14 protein-coding genes are annotated in these 16,767 nt (G+C 66.3%); 2 read left to right on the top strand and 12 right to left on the bottom strand.

From position 1 onward, the window contains the following. Positions 1–38: 38 nt before the first annotated feature. Entirely contained in the window at positions 39–1,910 is a 1,872-nt protein-coding gene (locus DIE23_RS13795; RefSeq protein WP_124612621.1) for an ABC transporter ATP-binding protein/permease, read from the bottom strand. Positions 1,911–2,086: 176 nt separating this feature from the next. On the opposite strand from DIE23_RS13795, the gene DIE23_RS13785 reads away from it, so the two are divergent. Beyond that, a complete protein-coding gene (locus DIE23_RS13785) occupies positions 2,087–2,482 on the top strand; it encodes an acyl-CoA thioesterase (RefSeq protein ID WP_124612620.1) in 396 nt (131 codons plus the stop codon). Positions 2,483–2,519: 37 nt separating this feature from the next. Here DIE23_RS13785 and DIE23_RS13780 read toward each other — a convergent pair whose 3' ends face one another. Further along, positions 2,520–3,002 carry a nitrate reductase associated protein gene (locus tag DIE23_RS13780; protein WP_124612619.1) on the bottom strand — a complete coding sequence of 161 codons (483 nt, stop codon included), beginning with the start codon at positions 3,000–3,002 and terminating at the stop codon, positions 2,520–2,522. A gap of 114 nt (positions 3,003–3,116) precedes the next feature. Here DIE23_RS13780 and fdhD point away from each other — a divergent pair, with 114 nt between their 5' ends. Next, positions 3,117–3,947 carry a formate dehydrogenase accessory sulfurtransferase FdhD gene (gene fdhD, locus DIE23_RS13775; protein ID WP_124612618.1) on the top strand — a complete coding sequence of 277 codons (831 nt, stop codon included), beginning with the start codon at positions 3,117–3,119 and terminating at the stop codon, positions 3,945–3,947. Here fdhD and DIE23_RS13770 read toward each other — a convergent pair. From DIE23_RS13770 to DIE23_RS13725, 10 genes are all read right to left on the bottom strand, one after another. Then, on the bottom strand, positions 3,932–5,107 hold the full coding sequence (locus DIE23_RS13770) for a fatty acid desaturase (RefSeq protein ID WP_124612617.1): 1,176 nt from the start codon (positions 5,105–5,107) through the stop codon (positions 3,932–3,934). The genes fdhD and DIE23_RS13770 overlap by 16 nt on opposite strands. Before the next feature lie 95 nt (positions 5,108–5,202). Continuing rightward, complete coding sequence (gene cyoD, locus DIE23_RS13765; RefSeq protein WP_124612616.1) at positions 5,203–5,535, bottom strand: cytochrome o ubiquinol oxidase subunit IV; 333 nt, start codon at positions 5,533–5,535, stop codon at positions 5,203–5,205. Then, complete coding sequence (cyoC, locus tag DIE23_RS13760; protein WP_124612615.1) at positions 5,536–6,147, bottom strand: cytochrome o ubiquinol oxidase subunit III; 612 nt, start codon at positions 6,145–6,147, stop codon at positions 5,536–5,538. It abuts the gene before it with no gap. Further along, complete coding sequence (gene cyoB / locus DIE23_RS13755; protein ID WP_124612614.1) at positions 6,147–8,159, bottom strand: cytochrome o ubiquinol oxidase subunit I; 2,013 nt, start codon at positions 8,157–8,159, stop codon at positions 6,147–6,149. The genes cyoC and cyoB overlap by 1 nt, the downstream gene beginning before the upstream one ends. Positions 8,160–8,162: 3 nt before the next feature. Then, positions 8,163–9,053: a ubiquinol oxidase subunit II gene (gene cyoA, locus DIE23_RS13750; protein ID WP_124612613.1), complete on the bottom strand. Its 891-nt coding sequence runs from the start codon at positions 9,051–9,053 to the stop codon at positions 8,163–8,165. 501 nt (positions 9,054–9,554) lie between these two features. Next, positions 9,555–10,322, bottom strand: a complete 768-nt coding sequence (locus DIE23_RS13745) for an enoyl-CoA hydratase (protein ID WP_124612612.1) — start codon at positions 10,320–10,322, stop codon at positions 9,555–9,557. 90 nt (positions 10,323–10,412) lie between these two features. Further along, entirely contained in the window at positions 10,413–11,612 is a 1,200-nt protein-coding gene (locus tag DIE23_RS13740) for an acetyl-CoA C-acyltransferase (RefSeq protein ID WP_124612611.1), read from the bottom strand. Positions 11,613–11,639: 27 nt separating this feature from the next. Continuing rightward, on the bottom strand, positions 11,640–14,075 hold the full coding sequence (locus tag DIE23_RS13735; protein ID WP_124612610.1) for a 3-hydroxyacyl-CoA dehydrogenase/enoyl-CoA hydratase family protein: 2,436 nt from the start codon (positions 14,073–14,075) through the stop codon (positions 11,640–11,642). Between the two features lie 113 nt (positions 14,076–14,188). Continuing rightward, positions 14,189–15,976, bottom strand: coding sequence for an acyl-CoA dehydrogenase C-terminal domain-containing protein (locus DIE23_RS13730; RefSeq protein ID WP_124612609.1), 1,788 nt, complete (start codon positions 15,974–15,976; stop codon positions 14,189–14,191). A gap of 58 nt (positions 15,977–16,034) precedes the next feature. Next, positions 16,035–16,634, bottom strand: coding sequence for a TetR/AcrR family transcriptional regulator (locus DIE23_RS13725; protein ID WP_006751498.1), 600 nt, complete (start codon positions 16,632–16,634; stop codon positions 16,035–16,037). Between the last annotated feature and the right edge of the window lie 133 nt (positions 16,635–16,767).

Here is a 16,767-nt window from a genome sequence, read left to right as displayed (position 1 = left end):
GGCCGACCGCGCCGGGCCACCCGGCGCGGCATCCACGCTCACGCGGCCTCGGCCGCTTCGCCGCCCGCCGCCGCACGCTGCTGCTGCAGCGCCCACATCTGCGCATAGAGCCCGCCCGCGCGCACGAGTTCGTCGTGCGTGCCGCGCTCGACGATCCGCCCGTGGTCCATCACGAGAATCTGCTGCGCATGCACGACCGTCGACAGCCGGTGCGCGATCACGAGTGTCGTGCGGTGCCGCGCGATCTGGTCGAGCTCGTGCTGGATCGCGCGCTCCGAGCGCGAATCGAGCGCCGACGTCGCCTCGTCGAACAGCAGCACCGGCGGATCCTTCAGCAGCGTGCGCGCGATCGCGACGCGCTGCTTCTCGCCGCCCGACAGCTTCAGCCCGCGCTCGCCGACCGGCGTGTCGTACCCCTTCGGCAAGCTCTCGATGAAGTCGTGGATGTGCGCGGCGCGCGCGGCCGCGATCACTTCGTCGCGGCTCGCGGTCGGCCGGCCGTACGCGATGTTGTAGTAGATCGAGTCGTTGAACAGCACGGTGTCCTGCGGCACGATCCCGATCGATGCGCGCAGCGAGTCCTGCGTGACGTCGCGAATGTCCTGGCCGTCGATCCGGATCGCGCCGCCCGCCTGCCGGTCGAGATCGTAGAAGCGGAACAGCAGCCGCGACAGCGTCGACTTGCCGGACCCGCTGTGACCAACCACCGCGGTCGTCGTGCCCGCGTCGATCGTAAACGTCACGTCGTGCAGGATCTGCCGCGACGCTTCGTACGAGAAGTTCACGTGCTCGAAGCGCACTTGCGCGCCGGCCACCGCGAGCGGCCGCGCGTCGGGCGCGTCCGCGACTTCCTTCGCGGCCGACAGCAGCCCGAACATGCGGTCCATGTCGGTGAGACTCTGCTTCAGCTCGCGATACACGACGCCGAGAAAATTCAGCGGAATGTACAGCTGCAGCATGAACGTGTTGATCAGCACGAGATCGCCGAGCGTCAGCTTGCCGGCCAGCACGCCTTGCGTCGCGCGCCACAGGATGAACACGAGCCCGGTGCCGATGATCGCCTGCTGGCCGAAGTTCAGCACCGACAGCGAGTTCTGCGAACGGATCGCGGCCTTGCGGTAGCGCTTCAGGTTCTCGTCGTAGCGCTGCGCCTCCCACTCCTCGTTGCCGAAGTACTTCACCGTCTCGTAGTTGATCAGCGAATCGATCGCCCGCGAGTTCGCGCGCGAATCGAGCTCGTTCATCGTGCGGCGAAAGTGCGTGCGCCAGTTGGTGACCTTCACGGTGAACACGATGTACGTGACCAGCGCCGCGAACGTCACGTACGCGTAGTACGCCTCGTACTTGACCACGAAGAAGCCGAGCACGAGCCCGACTTCCACGAGCGTCGGCAGGATGCTGTACAGCGAATAGGAAATCAGTTGCTGGATGCCGCGCGTGCCGCGCTCGATGTCGCGCGACATGCCGCCCGTCTGGCGCTCGAGATGGAAGCGCAGCGACAGCCCGTGCAGATGCCGGAACACCTGCAGTGCGAGCTGGCGCACCGCGCTCTCGGTGACCTTCGAGAACAGGATCTCGCGCAGCTCCGTGAAGAGCGACGTCGACAGCCGCACGAGCGCATAGGCGATGACCAGCAAACCGACGCCGCCCGCGAGCACGATGCCGGCCGACTGCTCCGCGCGGCCGAGCGCGGTGAGCTGCTGCACGGCGGACAGGTGATCGACGATGCGCTTCATCACGACCGGCACGCCGAGGTTCGCGACCTTCGCGCCGATCAGGCAGCCGAGCGCGAGCGCGACGCGCCATTTGTAGGTGGCCAGGTACGGCAGCAGCGACCGGATGGTCTGCCAGTCGTTGCGGGGCCCGGTCGGAGCCGGCGCGGGCTCGCCGGAAGCGGAATATCTGCGCATGGGGGGGAAGGATCGGCGGCGGTACCGGACGCGTGCTGCGGCGGCCGACTCGCTCGCTTTCTCGTACAATTTGCGAACGTTGTATTGTCGCAGAAGCCGCTACGCGCCGCTGCCGGCGGCCTCGCCGGCCGGCCTGCGCGCGGTGGTGCATTTATTACAGGATGAAAGCCCCCGCCATGACCGATTCGACCCTCGAACTTCCGCAAAAGCAGCCCGCGCTGCGCGTCGTCCCGCAACCGCACGACGCGAACGTCCACGGCGACGTGTTCGGCGGCTGGATCATGTCGCAGGTCGACATCGCCGGTTCGATCCCCGCGAGCCAGCGCGCAAACGGTCGCGTCGCGACGGTCGCGGTCAATTCGTTCGTGTTCAAGCAGCCGGTGTTCGTCGGCGATTTGCTGAGCTTCTACGCCACCATCACGCGCACCGGCAACACGTCGGTGACGGTCGACGTCGAGGTGTACGCGCAGCGCATGCGCCTGATGGGCGAAATCGTGAAGGTCACCGAAGCGACGCTCACCTACGTCGCGACCGGCGCCGACCGCAAGCCGCGGCAACTGCCGCCGCTCTGATCCGCACGCGCCGCGCTGCGGCGCCGCACGCGGCCCGTCAGTGCGTGGCCGTCAGCCCGAACTCCCGCATCGCGGGCAGGAAGTCGTGATTGAGCTTCGGCTTGCGCGACAGCTTCATCAGCACGTAGCGCTGGAACGGCGCGAGCCGCTGCCACTGCGCGAGCGCGGGTGCCGGCAGCCCGGCCAGCGCGCTCTGCTGCACGAGCGCGTCCGGCACCGTGTCGGTCGCGCGCCAGCTCGGCTGCTCGTCCGGCTGGAACCACGACGGTTCGAGGTCGGCATGCGTGCGCAGCATTTCGAACAGCGCGTGATCGAAATTGGGCTCGATCGCGGTGTCGTCGTCGGCGGGAAAGCGCGCGAGCAGCTTGCGGTCCTCGAGCGGCAGCAGCTGCCACTGCTCCAGTGAAATCCGCAGACCGAAACGGTCGAGATTGAAACGCACGATCATCGGGATATACGTCAGGTTTTCCGACGAATCGTGTTCGAAATTGAATAGCAGCGGAGCGTCGCTGAGTCCCATGGTCGTTACCTGAGTGGCGGATGCCGGCGCGGCCGGCCTGCCTGAGGTATTTTAGAACCTCTGCGCGCGAGCGGCGCACACGATCGTCGCCGCACCTGCCTCGAATCAACGGGAGTGCTCGTGAATCCGACTGAAACAGAAGAGCCGCGCGGCGCGATCGAGCTGTCCGTGCGCCGCACGCGCGGCGGTGCCGTCGAAACCGCGCACGACTACGTCGGCCAGGAATGGCCGGTCGCGCTGGTCTTCAACGGCATCTCGCACGCGGTGATGATGTGCACGCCGCGCGACCTCGAGGCGTTCGCGGTCGGCTTCGCGATCTCGGAAGGGATCGTCGAGCGCGGCAGCGACATCAAGGACATCGAGGTGATCCTGCACGCCGACGCGCCGCTGCCGCACGCGGAGGTGCATCTGGAAGTCGTCCAGCAGGCGTTCGCCGCGCTGAAGGATCGCCGCCGCGCGCTCGCGGGACGCACAGGCTGCGGCGTGTGCGGGATCGAGAGCATCGACCTGCTCGACCTCGCGCCCGAACGGGTGCCGGACACCGGCTTCCTCGCGCGCCTCGCGCCCGATGCGCTCGCGCGCGCGGCGCACGCGCTGCCGGCCCATCAGGCACTCACGCGGCTCACCGGCGGCCTGCATGCGGCCGCGTGGTGCGACGCAACAGGCGCGATCCGGATGGCGTTCGAGGATGTCGGCCGCCACAACGCGCTCGACAAGCTGATCGGCGCGCTCGTGCTGGCGCGCGCCGACGCGACCGACGGCTTCGTGTTCCTGTCGAGCCGCGCGAGCTACGAGCTCGTGCGCAAATCGGCGCGGGTCGGCATTCCGATGGTCGCGACGATCTCCGCACCATCGTCGCTCGCGATCGGGATCGCGAAGGCGGCCGGCCTGCGGCTGGTCAGCTTCTGCCGCGAAACCGGCCACGTCGATTACGGCACCGCGTGAGCGCTCGCGGCGGGCGCGGTGCCCGCCGGTTCGCGAACCGCGTCCGGCAGTTCGACCGCGGCGGCTGGCGCGCTCGCGTCGCATGCCGGATCACTCGTCCGGTTGCCGCGGTAGTCCGTCCACAGCTTGCTGTCGGTGTCATAGAGCTTGCAGCGCCGTGCCGTGTCGAAGTACCAGCGCCAGCTGAACCGCTGCACGACGATCCGCCCGGGTAGCATGTCCTCCAGCTTCGCCTGCGCAGGCTTGAGCCGGTATAGCGGCACGCTCATGTCGACGTGATGCGCCGTGTGCTCCATGATGTGGTGCAGCAGGCCGCCGATCCCGAACGGGAACGTCAGATGCAGCGTGGTCGACACGAACGGCGCGGCATTCGACCACTCGGCCCGGTTCGCATGCCACGCAATGCGCGGGTCGGTGTGGTGCACGTACACGACGAAGCCGATCATCGAGCACCAGAACAGGAACGGCACGAGCACGCCGGTGGCGAGCAGCAGCGCGACGGGCTGCCGCGTCACGATCGCCACCCAGACGACGGCGGCGATCCACATGGCCGCGAAGCCCGTCACCAGCAGGCAGTCGCGCCGGAACACCGGCCGCGACGCGCCGATATGGGTCTTGGTCGGGAAATACATCCGCAGCCACCAGATCTCGACGAAATAGTAGAGGCCCGGCGCCCACCCGCTTCGGTAGACACGATCCAGCAAGCGGCGCACCGGCGACAGCGCGGCGAACTCCGCCGGCGTATGAGGCGCCCACACGAAATCGAAGCCCTTCAGGTTCGTATAGCCGTGGTGCACGACGTTGTGCCCGACTTCCCACAGGCTGTATGGCGTCAGCGACGGCAGGAAGGCGATGCGGCCAAGCCAACGGTTCAGCCGGCGATCGGGCGTCAGGCTCTGATGGCAGGCGTCGTGCCCGATGATGAAGAGCCGGCCGGTGATGAACCCGGCGGCCATCCCGCAGACGAGCTTGCCGACGAGCGACGGAATCAGCAGCGCGCCGGCGAACGCCGCGAACAGCAGCAGGTAGTCGAGCACGAGCAGCAGGATCGGGCGCACGATCTCGCGCGTGGCGAACGGCACGAGCCACGCGCGGATGATCTTGCGGTGCGGAATGGGTTCGCCCGGGCGAACCGGGGCCTGGGATTCGTTGTCGACCATGATGCGGAAAGGCGCGCGAACCGCACGCCGGAAAGGAAAGGAGCCGTGCGGCACGCACGGCGCAAGGGAACGGGCCGCACCGCGGCCCGGGCCGGCTACCGCGACATCATGTTCATGCTGACGTTGTGCATCACCCACAGCGTCCCGAAGATCAGGATCAGCGCGGTCAGCACCGTGTAGCTGAACGCCATCACGTTCCAGCGCTGGCTGGACGACGTGTTCATGTGCAGGAAGCAGACGAGATGCACGACGATCTGCGCGAATGCGAGTACCGCGAGCGTGATGATCGCCGCTTTCGGCGCGAGTACGCCGCCCATCACGAGGCCGAACGAAGCGGCCGTCAGCAGCACCGACAGCACGAAACCGACGAGATAGCCACCGGCGGTGCCGTGCGCTTCATCGTGATGGATGAGTTCCGAATGGGCCATTTAGATCACGCTCGCGAGATAGACGAAGGAGAACACGCAGATCCAGACGATGTCGAGGAAGTGCCAGAAGAGGCTCAGGCAGGTGAGGCGCCGGAAGTCGCGCTCCGTCATACCGGGACCGTGCGCGATCTGCACGACGAGCACGACCATCCACAAGAGGCCGACCGCCACGTGCAGCCCGTGCGTGCCGACGAGCGCGAAGAACGCAGACAGGAATGCGCTGCGCTGCGGGCCGGCGCCCTGCGCGATCAGGTGCGAGAACTCGCGCAGTTCCAGCGCGAGAAACGCGGCGCCGAGCACGAACGTGACCGCAAGCCACAGGAACACCGTGCCGCGCCGGCGACGCTGTGCCCCGAGCATCGCGAAGCCGTACGTGATGCTCGACAGCAGCAGCGCCGCCGTCTCGAGCGCGACGCCCGGAATGTCGAACAGGTCCTTCGCGGTCGGACCGCCCGCGAACTGGTTGCCGAGCACCGCGAACGTCGCGAACAGCGACGCGAAGATCACGCAGTCGGTCATCAGGTACAGCCAGAAGCCGAACACCGAATGCGACGGCGGATGAGCGTGCGCCGCCGGATGGCGGGCACCGCCCGCGACAGATTGATACGACATCAGTTCGTCTCCAGTTCGGCTTGCGGCGCCGGTGTGCCGATCCGCACGCCCACGCGTTGTTCCTCGATCTTGCGGACGGTATCCGCGGGGATGTAATAGCCGTCGTTGTCCCGTGCGCTGTACAGCACCACCGTCGCGACGATGCCGACGAGCGAGGCGATTGCGAGCCACCAGATGTGCCAGACCAGCGCAAAGCCGAGCAGCAGGCTGCCGATGCCGACGAAGAAGCCCGCGCTCGTGTTCGACGGCATGTGGATGTCCTGGTACCTGACGTTCTTGCCGAGGCCGAGGCCAAGACCCTTCGCCTTGCGGTACGCGAGCTCGTCGAGCTCATGGACGTTCGGGACCACCGCGAAGTTGTAGACGGCGGGCGGCGACGACGTCGCCCACTCGAGCGTGCGGCCGTTCCACGGATCGCCTGTCGCGTCGCGATACTGCGGCTGATTGCGATTGCGCCAGCCGACCCATACCGACGCGACCTGGCACAGCACGCCGATCGCGATCAACGCGACGCCGCACGCGGCGGCGACCAGCCACGGATGCCATGCCGGGTTGTCGTAGTGGTTCAGGCGGCGCGTCATGCCCATGAAGCCGAGCACGTACAGCGGCACGAACGATGCATAGAAACCGAGGAACCAGCACCAGAACGCGCGCTTGCCGAACTTCTCGTCGAGCCGGAAACCGAACACCTTCGGGAACCAGTAATGGACGCCCGCGAAGTAGCCGAACACGACGCCGCCGATGATCGCGTTATGGAAGTGCGCGATCAGGAACAGGCTGTTGTGCAGCACGAAGTCCGCGCCCGGGATCGCCATCATCACGCCGGTCATCCCGCCGAGCGTGAACGTGACCATGAAACCGATCGTCCACAGCACCGGCGCGGTGAACTCGATGCGGCCGCGGTACATCGTAAACAGCCAGTTGAAGATCTTCACGCCGGTCGGGATCGCGATGACCATCGTCATGATCCCGAAGAACGCGTTGACGTCCGCACCGGAGCCCATCGTGAAGAAGTGATGCAGCCACACGAGGAACGCGAGCACCATGATCACGCACGACGCATAGACCATCGTCCTGTAGCCGAACAGCGGCTTCTTCGCGAACGTCGCGATCACTTCCGAATAGATGCCGAACGCGGGCAGCACGAGGATGTACACCTCGGGATGCCCCCACGCCCAGATCAGGTTCAGGTACAGCATCGCGTTGCCGCCGGCCTCGTTCGTGAAGAAATGCATGTCGAGGTAGCGATCGAGCCCCAGCAGCGCGAGCGCGACCGTCAGGATCGGGAACGTCGCCATGATCAGCACGTTCGAGCACAGCGCGGTCCACGTGAACACCGGCATCTTCATCAGCGTCATGCCGGGCGCGCGCATCTTGATGATCGTCACGAAGAAATTGATCGACGTGATCAGCGTACCGACGCCCGAAATCTGCAGCGCCCACAGGTAGTAATCGACCCCGACACCCGGGCTGAACTGCAGCTCCGACAACGGCGGATACGCGAGCCAGCCCGTCTGCGCGAATTCGCCGATCACAAGCGAAACGTTCATCAGGATCGCTGCAACCGCCGTCATCCAGAAGGAGAGCGAGTTCAGGAACGGGAACGCGACGTCGCGCGCGCCGATCTGCAGCGGCACGATCAGGTTGAAGAACGCGACCAGCAGCGCCATCGCCATGAAGAAGATCATGATCACGCCGTGCGCGGTAAAGACCTGGTCGTAATGATGCGGCGGCAGGTAGCCGGGGCCGTTGTAAGCGAGCGCGAGCTGCAGCCGCATCATCACGGCGTCGGCAAAGCCGCGCAGCAGCATCAGCACCGCGACGACCAGGTACATCACGCCGATCTTCTTGTGATCGACGGACGTCAGCCATTCGCTCCACAGCCATTTCCACCTGCCGGTGACCGTCAGCGCGGCGACGATGCCCAGCACGACGAGCCCCATGAAGGCACTCGCCCCCATGATGATGGGCTGATCGAACGGGATCGCCGAAAGTGTCAGTTTGCCGAACATGCGTTACCCCTTCGTCGTGCAGGCGGCGTCCTTCGGATCGAGGACATGGCCGTTGTTGTACTTCGCGATGATGTTGTGAAAGAGCTTCGGGTCGACCGACGAGAAGTAGCGCACGGGCGCCTTCTCGCTCGGCTGCGCAACCGTGCCGTACTCGGTCATGTCCAGCCGGTCGGACGACGCCTTCACCTTCTGCACCCACGCGTCGAACTGCTCGCGCGGCTCGGCGAGCGTGCGGAATTTCATGTCGGAGAAGCCGCGGCCGCTATAGTTTGCGGACACGCCCGCATAGTCGCCCGCCTCGTCGGCAATCAGGTGCAGGCGCGTCTGCATGCCGGCCATCGCATAGACCTGGCTGCCGAGCTGCGGGATGAAGAACGAGTTCATCACCGAGTCCGACGTGATGCGGAAATTCACCGGCGTGCCGACGGGAATCGCGAGCTGGTTGACCGACGCGATGCCGAGTTCCGGATAGATGAACAGCCACTTCCAGTCGAGCGCGACAACCTCGACATCGATCGGCTTCACCGACGATTCGAGCGGTTTGTACGGATCGAGCTCGTGGGTCGTCCGCCACGTGAGGATGCCGAGGAACAGGATGATCAGCGTCGGCACCGTCCAGATCACGACTTCGATCGCGGTCGAGTGCGACCAGTTCGGCGCATAGGCGGCATTGCGGTTCGACGCGCGATAACGCCACGCGAACCATAGCGTGAGCAGGATCACCGGCACGACGACAATCAGCATCGCCCACGTCGCGGTCGCGATCAGCGATTTCTCCGCGACACCCACCGCGCCCTTCGGATCGAGCACGTGAAGGTCGCTGCATCCGGCGAGTCCCGCCAGCAGCGCGATGGCGGGCGCCGCACGCGCTCCGCCGGTGATTCGTCCGATCATTGTTTGTTTGCCTGATTGTCGTTGAGAAGAACCGCCGGCCCGCACGCCGCCGTCGCGCGACGCATCCGGCCCGGGCGAGCGGTGCGCGAACTGTACGGAGAATTGCCGCGGTGCAACTTGACGGCGGACAAGGTTTGCCCAATGAGGGAGAACCGCCCCCAGGGAGAGCGGGTCGGGATGCCGGCTCGCACGATTGCAGGCGCATCGGGTCGGGCGCTCCGGATACGAAGGGGCGTCGCTCAGTCACCGCGGATAACGGGCGGCGATGGCAAAACGAGGGCATGCCGGCGCCGCGCCCGCGCCATGACAGGCGCCGGCGGGCGTAGCGAGTTCGGGGATGGCCGCGGAAAGACGCGGAATGCCGCGCGAACGCGCGGCGACGCAGGTCCGAACCGACGCGTCGAGCGCTGGATCGGCCGAAAAAACGAACCGAAGCCGCGCGACCTGCGGCTCACGGATGCGCGCGTCGCCTCCGAAACGGCGACGCGCTTGTTTCCGGTGTCAGTCGAACTGACGGAAATCCGGCTTGCGCTTCTCGAAGAACGCCGTCATCGCCTCGCGCGCTTCCGGCGCGCGCAGCATCGCGGAGAAGTGGCCGGCTTCCTCGGCCATCCGCGCGGCAACCGCCACGCCGCCCGTCTCCTTCAGCAGCGCCTTCGTCACGCGCAGCGACGACGCCGGGAGCGCCGCGAGCTTCGCGGCCTGCCTCGCCGCGAATGCGTCGAGCTCGGCGGCCGGCAGCACGCGATTGACGATGCCGATGCGGTGCGCTTCCAGCGCGTCGAACGCTTCGCCGAGCAGCAGCTTTTCCGCGGCGACCTGATGGCCGGCGAGGCGCGGCAGCAGCACGCTCGATGCGGCTTCCGGGCACAGTCCGAGCTGCGCGAACGGCAGCGAGAACGTCGCGGTGTCGGCCGCGTAGACGAGATCGCAGTGCAGCAGCATCGTCACGCCGACGCCGACCGCGATGCCCGGCACCGCGGCCACGATCGGCTTGGTCGCCTGGCTGATCCGCGCGAGGAACTGGAACACCGATGCGTTCTCGTCCTTCGGCGGCGTCTTCAGGAAATCCTCGAGATCGTTCCCCGCGGTGAAGTTGCCGTCGCCGCCGCGCAGCAGGATCACGCGGATCGCCTTGTCTTCCTGCGCGTCGGCGAGCGCATCGGCCATCGTCTGATACATCGCCGCCGTCAGCGCGTTCTTCTTCGCCGGGCGCGCGATCGTGATCGTCATCACGCCGTCGGCGCGTTCCACTTGAATTTCGGCCACAACCGTCTCCTTTGACTTTCCTCTTCCGGAATGAAAAACGGTGCGCAAGCTCGTGGCTCGCGCACCGTGATCGCTACTGTCCCGCTCCGCTTACAGGCGTTCGATGATGCCCGCCGCGCCCATGCCGGTGCCGACGCACATCGTGACCATCCCGTACTTCAGGTTGCGGCGGCGCAGGCCGTGCACGACGGTCGCCGCGCGGATCGCGCCGGTCGCGCCGAGCGGGTGGCCGAGCGCGATCGCGCCGCCGACCGGGTTGACCTTCGACGGGTCGAGGCCGAGATCGCGGATCACCGCCAGCGACTGCGCGGCGAATGCCTCGTTCAGCTCGATCCAGTCGAGATCGTCCTGCTTCAGGCCCGCGGCCTTCAGCGCGGCCGGAATCGCTTCCTTCGGACCGATGCCCATGATCTCCGGCGGCACGCCACGCACCGCGAAGCTCACGAAGCGCGCGAGCGGCGTCAGGTTGAATTCCTTGAGCACCTTCTCCGACACGACCAGCAGCGCGCCCGCACCGTCCGACGTCTGCGAGCTGTTGCCGGCCGTGACCGAGCCCTTGTTCGCGAACACCGTGCGCAGCTTCGCGAGGCCCTCGAGCGTCGTATCCGCGCGCGGACCTTCGTCGAGCGCGATCTCGCGCGTCTTCACGTCGACTTCGCCGGTCGCGAGGTTCGGGAAGCGCTCGGTGATCGTGTACGCGGCGATTTCGTCGCCGAACTCGCCGGCCTGCTGCGCGGCGAGCGCCTTGCGGTGCGATTCGACCGAGAACGCGTCCTGGTCTTCGCGGCTCACCTTCCATTGCTCGGCGACGCGCTCGGCGGTCAGACCCATCCCGTACGCGATGCCGAAGTCTTCGCTGCGATCGAAGATGTGCGGCGACATCGACGGCTTGTTACCCATCATCGGCACCATGCTCATCGATTCGCAGCCGCCCGCGAGCAGCGCGTCCGATTCGCCGACGCGGATGCGGTCCGCCGCCATCGCCAGCGCCGTGATGCCCGACGCGCAGAAGCGGTTGACCGTCACGCCGCCGACCGTCTGCGGCAGGCCCGCGAGCAGCGCGCCCATCCGCGCGACGTTCAGGCCCTGCTCGGCTTCCGGAATCGCGCAGCCGATGATCGCGTCCTCGATCAGTTTCGTGTCGAGGCCGGGCACCTGTGCGACCGCCGACTTGATCGCGTGAACCAGCAGCTCGTCGGGGCGCGTGTTCTTGAAGACACCGCGCGGGGCCTTGCCGATCGGGGTGCGGCTGGCGGCGACGATGTATGCGTCTTGCAGTTGTTTGCTCATTTGAGACTCCTTGCCTTATCCGCTCGCTCAGTTACGCACCGGCTTGCCGGTCTGCAACATGCCCATGATCCGTTCCTGCGTCTTCTGCGTGCCGAGCAGCTCGACGAACGCGCGGCGCTCGAGCGCGAGCAGCCATTGCTCGTCGACGAGGCTGCCGGCTTCGACGTCGCCGCCGCACACGGCTTCGGCGATGCGGCTCGCGATCAGGTAGTCGTGGTCGCTGATGAAGCGGCCGTCACGCATGTTGACGAGCGATGCCTTGATCGTCGCGATCGCCGAGCGGCCTGCCACCGGCACGTCCTTCGCGCGCAGCGGTGCGCGGTAGCCGACGGCGGCCAGCGCACGTGCTTCCTTCTTCGCGGTGTCGAGCAGTTCGAACACGTTGAAGATGATCGTGTCGGACGGCTTCAGGTAGCCCATCGCGCGCGCATCGTGCGCCGACGACGACACCTTCGCCATCGCCGCGTTCTCGAACGACTTCGTGACGAACTTCAGGATGTCGGTGGTCGCGTTCGCGGCCGTGGCCGCATCCGCCGCGCGCAGCGCCGCTTCCTTCAGGCCGCCGCCCGCCGGCACGAGGCCGACGCCCACTTCGACGAGACCGATGTAGCTCTCGACGTGCACGACGCGCTTCGCGCTGTGCAGCATCAGCTCGCACCCGCCGCCGAGCGCGATGCCCGACACGGCCGCCACCACCGGCACGTTCGCGTACTTCACGCGCAGCATGCCTTCCTGGAACTTCTTCACGAACGGCTCGATGCCCTTCGCGCCGCCCATCATGAACGCGGGCATCGCCTCTTCGAGGTTCGCGCCGGCCGAGAACGGGCCGCCCGGCGTGCCGAGCTTCAGCGACGTCGGCTGCCAGATCACCACGCCCTTGTAATCCTTCTCCGCAAGTTCGATCGCCTGCACGAGGCCGTCGATCACGCTCGGTCCGATCGTGTTCATCTTCGACTTGAACGACACGATCACGACGTCGTCCTCGCCTGCGCGATCATCGACCCATGCACGCACCGCGTCGGTTTCGAACAGCGTCTTGCCGTACGTCTTCGGATCGGCGCCTGCTTCGCCGACGAGCGGCGCGCGGAATACCTGCTTGCCGTAGACGGCGAGGTCCGAACGCGGCACGAAGCGCTGCGACGCCGGCGCCCACGAGCCTTCGGCCGTGTGCACGCCACCCTTCTCTGCGACCGCGCCTTCGAGCACCCACGACGGCAGCGGCACGTTCGCGAGCGCCTTGCCGGCCGCGATGTCTTCCTGCACCCACTCGGCGACCTGCTTCCAGCCGGCAGCCTGCCAGCCTTCGAACGGGCCTTCGTTCCAGCCGAAGCCCCAGCGGATCGCGAGGTCGACGTCGCGCGCGTTGTCGGCGATCGACTCGAGATGCACGCCGATGTAGTGGAACACGTCGCGGAAGATCGACCACAGGAACTGCGCGTGCGGATGGTCCGTCTCGCGCAGCAGCTTCAGGCGTTCGGCCGGCGGGCGCTTCAGGATGCGACCGACGGTTTCGTCCGCCTTCGCGCCCGAATCCACATAGGTGCCCGTCTTCGCGTCGAGCACCTTGATCGCCTTGCCTTCCTTCTTGTAGAAACCGCCGCCCGTCTTCTGGCCGAGCGCGCCCTGCTTCACCAGTTCGGCGAGCACGGCAGGCGTCTGGTAGACCGGGAAGAACGGATCGTCGGCAAGGTTGTCCTGCATCGTCTTGATCACGTGCGCCATCGTGTCGAGGCCGACCACGTCCGCGGTGCGGAACGTCGCCGACTTCGCGCGGCCGAGGCGGCTGCCCGTCAGGTCGTCGACTTCGTCGAAGCGCAGGCCGAACTTGGCGGCCTCGGTAATCACCGCGAGGATCGAGAAGATCCCGACGCGGTTCGCGATGAAGTTCGGCGTGTCCTTCGCGCGCACGACACCCTTGCCGACGATGCTCGTCAGGAAGGTCTCGAGCTGGTCGAGGATCTCCGGACGCGTATGCGCGGTCGGGATCAGTTCGACGAGGTGCATGTAGCGCGGCGGGTTGAAGAAGTGCACGCCGCAGAAGCGCGACTTCAGCTCGTCCGAGAAACCTTCGGACAGCTTCGTGATCGACAGGCCCGACGTGTTGGTCGCGAAGATCGCATTCGGTGCGATGTGCGGCGCGACCTTCTTGTACAGGTCGTGCTTCCAGTCCATCCGCTCGGCGATCGCCTCGATCACGACGTCGCACTCGGCGAGCTTCGCGATGTCGTCCTCGTAGTTCGCTGCTTCGAGGTATTTCGCGTCGTCCTTCACGCCGAACGGCGCGGGCGACAGCTTCTTCAGGTTCTCGATCGCCTTCAGCGCGATCGCGTTTTTCGGGCCTTCCTTGGCCGGCAGGTCGAACAGCAGCACTGGCACGCGCGCGTTGACGAGGTGCGCGGCGATCTGCGCGCCCATCACACCGGCGCCCAGCACGGCGACCTTGCGAATCAGGAAATTGCTCACGGGATGTCTCCGGATAGTGTCGTGCAGCGCGGGTTGGGAGGGCTGCACGGCGAAGTGAGTACCAGGAACCGTTGCGTTCGGGCGGCGCGCGGCGCGCACCGCCCGGACTCGCGTCAGAACAGCGATTCGTCGACTTCCATCAGCGTCTTCGAACCGGCGCGCGCGGCGCGGATCGTCGCTGCCGTCTCGGGCAGCAGGCGCGCGAAGTAGAAGCGTGCCGTCGCGAGCTTCGACTTGTAGAACGGGTCGCCCGACGCTTCCTTGTCGAGGGCGAGGCGCGCCATGCGCGCCCAGAAGTACGAGAACACCAGATGGCCGACAGTGCGCAGGTACGGCACGGCGGCAGCGCCGACTTCGTCCGGGTTCTGCATCGCCTTCATGCCGATTTCCATCGTCAGCTTCTGCACCTTGTCGCCGATGTCCGCGAGCGGGTTGATGAACTCGGCCATCTCCGGCTTCACGCCTTCGGCTTCCGCGAATTCGGTGACGAGCTTGCCGAACTTCTTCAGCTTCGCGCCCATGTCGCCGAGCACCTTGCGGCCCAGCAGGTCGAGCGACTGGATCGAGTTCGTGCCTTCGTAGATCATGTTGATCCGCGCGTCGCGCACGTACTGCTCCATGCCCCACTCGGAGATGAAACCGTGGCCGCCGTAGATCTGCATCGCGTGGTTGGTCGACTCGAACGCGTTGTCGGTCAGGAACGCCTTGATGATCGGCGTGAGCAGCGCGACGAGATCGGCCGCTTCCTTGCGCACCGCTTCGTCACCGTGCGACAGCTCCTTGTCGATCTGCAGCGCCGACCAGTACGTGAAGGCGCGCGCGCCTTCCGCGTAGGCCTTCTGCGTGAGCAGCATGCGGCGCACGTCCGGATGCACGATGATCGGGTCGGCCGGCTTGTCCGGTGCCTTCGGCCCCGTCAGCGAGCGCATCTGCAGGCGTTCCTTCGCGTACGTCAGCGAGTTCTGGTACGCGACTTCCGTCAGGCCCAGGCCCTGCATGCCGACGCCGAGACGCGCGGCGTTCATCATCACGAACATCGCGTTGAGGCCCTTGTTCGGCTCGCCGACCATCCAGCCCTTCGCGTTGTCGAGGTTCATCACGCACGTCGAGTTGCCGTGGATGCCCATCTTGTGCTCGATCGAGCCGCACTTGATGCCGTTGCGCTCGCCCGGCTCGCCCGCGGCGTCCGGCACGAACTTGGGCACGATGAACAGCGAGATCCCCTTCGTGCCTTGCGGCGCGTCCGGCAGGCGCGCGAGCACGAGGTGGACGATGTTCTTCGACATGTCGTGCTCGCCGCTCGAGATGAAGATCTTCGTGCCGCTGATCGAGTACGAGCCGTCGCCGTTCGGTTCGGCCTTGGTGCGCAGGATGCCGAGGTCGGTGCCGCAGTGCGGCTCGGTCAGGCACATCGTGCCCGTCCATTCGCCCGACACGAGCTTCGGCAGGTATTGCTGCTGCAATTCCGGCGCGCCGTGCGCGTGCAGGCATTCGTACGCGCCGTGCGACAGGCCCGGATACATCGTCCAAGCCTGGTTCGCCGAGTTCAGCATTTCGTAGAGCGCGTTGTTCACGAACGCGGGCAGGCCCTGGCCGCCGTAGTCCGGATCGCAGCCGAGCGCCGGCCAGCCGGCCTCGACGTACTGCTGGTACGCTTCCTTGAAGCCGGTCGGGGTCTTCACGACGCCGTCGCCTTCATACGTGCAGCCTTCGCGGTCGCCGACCTGGTTCAGCGGGAACAGCACCTCGGAGCAGAACTTGCCCGCCTCCTCGAGGACCTGGTTGATCGTGTCGGCGTCGAGGTCCGCATGCCGCGGCATTTGCTTGACCTCGGCCTCGACATTCAGAAGCTCGTGCAACACGAATTGCATGTCGCGCAGCGGCGCGGCGTACTGTCCCATGACTCTCTCCAAAGGTGGGCAAAACGGCTCGAGCTCCTGGCGGGCGGGTCACGCGCCGCTAACGGCTCTCGCTCTGATACGAAACGATCGTCTTTTCCAGCGCGGCCCACGTGAGGCGCACGGCATCCGGCGAATGCAGGAATCGTGCGTCGTGATGCAGGCCGAGCGTGAAGCTGTACAGTTCGAAGAGCATCAGGTCCGGATCGGTATCCGCACGCAGATGGCCTTCTTCCTTCGCCTGCGAAATGGCACGCAGCATCGCGGCACGCCAGGCCGTCACGCTGGCGATCAACTGCTCGCGCACGGGGCTGTCGGGCCGGTCGTCGTACTCGACCGCACCGCTGATGTAGATGCATCCGGTCGTCACCTCCTGGATGCGCTTCTCCGTCCAGCGGGCCAGCATCGCCCGAAGGCGCGGCAAGCCTCGCGGCTCGCGCAGGCTCGGAAAGAACACCTCGTTTTCAAAACGATGGTGATACTCGCGGACGACCTCGACCTGCAGGTCCTCGCGCGATCCGAAGTGCGCGAACACACCGCTCTTGCTCATCTGCATGCGCTCGGCCAAGAGGCCGATCGTCAACCCCTCCAGCCCGTCACGGCTGGCGAGGTCCAAAGCAGCTTCGAGTATCGCGGCACGCGTCTGTTCGCCTTTTCGCATAGCTTTTTCTTAACCGTTCGGGGGTTCGAATAAAATCGAACGGCCGTACTATTATTGAGTGCGGCCGCTCGCGAAACAAGGAAATTATTAGAAACCGGTGTCTAACCGAGCCGCTATTTTGCGCGATTCCGGC

It is taken from the genome of Burkholderia sp. Bp9143 (assembly GCF_003853645.1).
GTDB lineage: Bacteria > Pseudomonadota > Gammaproteobacteria > Burkholderiales > Burkholderiaceae > Burkholderia.
The sequence above is the reverse complement of the archived record's forward strand: the minus strand, read 5'-3'. Positions and strand labels throughout refer to the sequence as shown.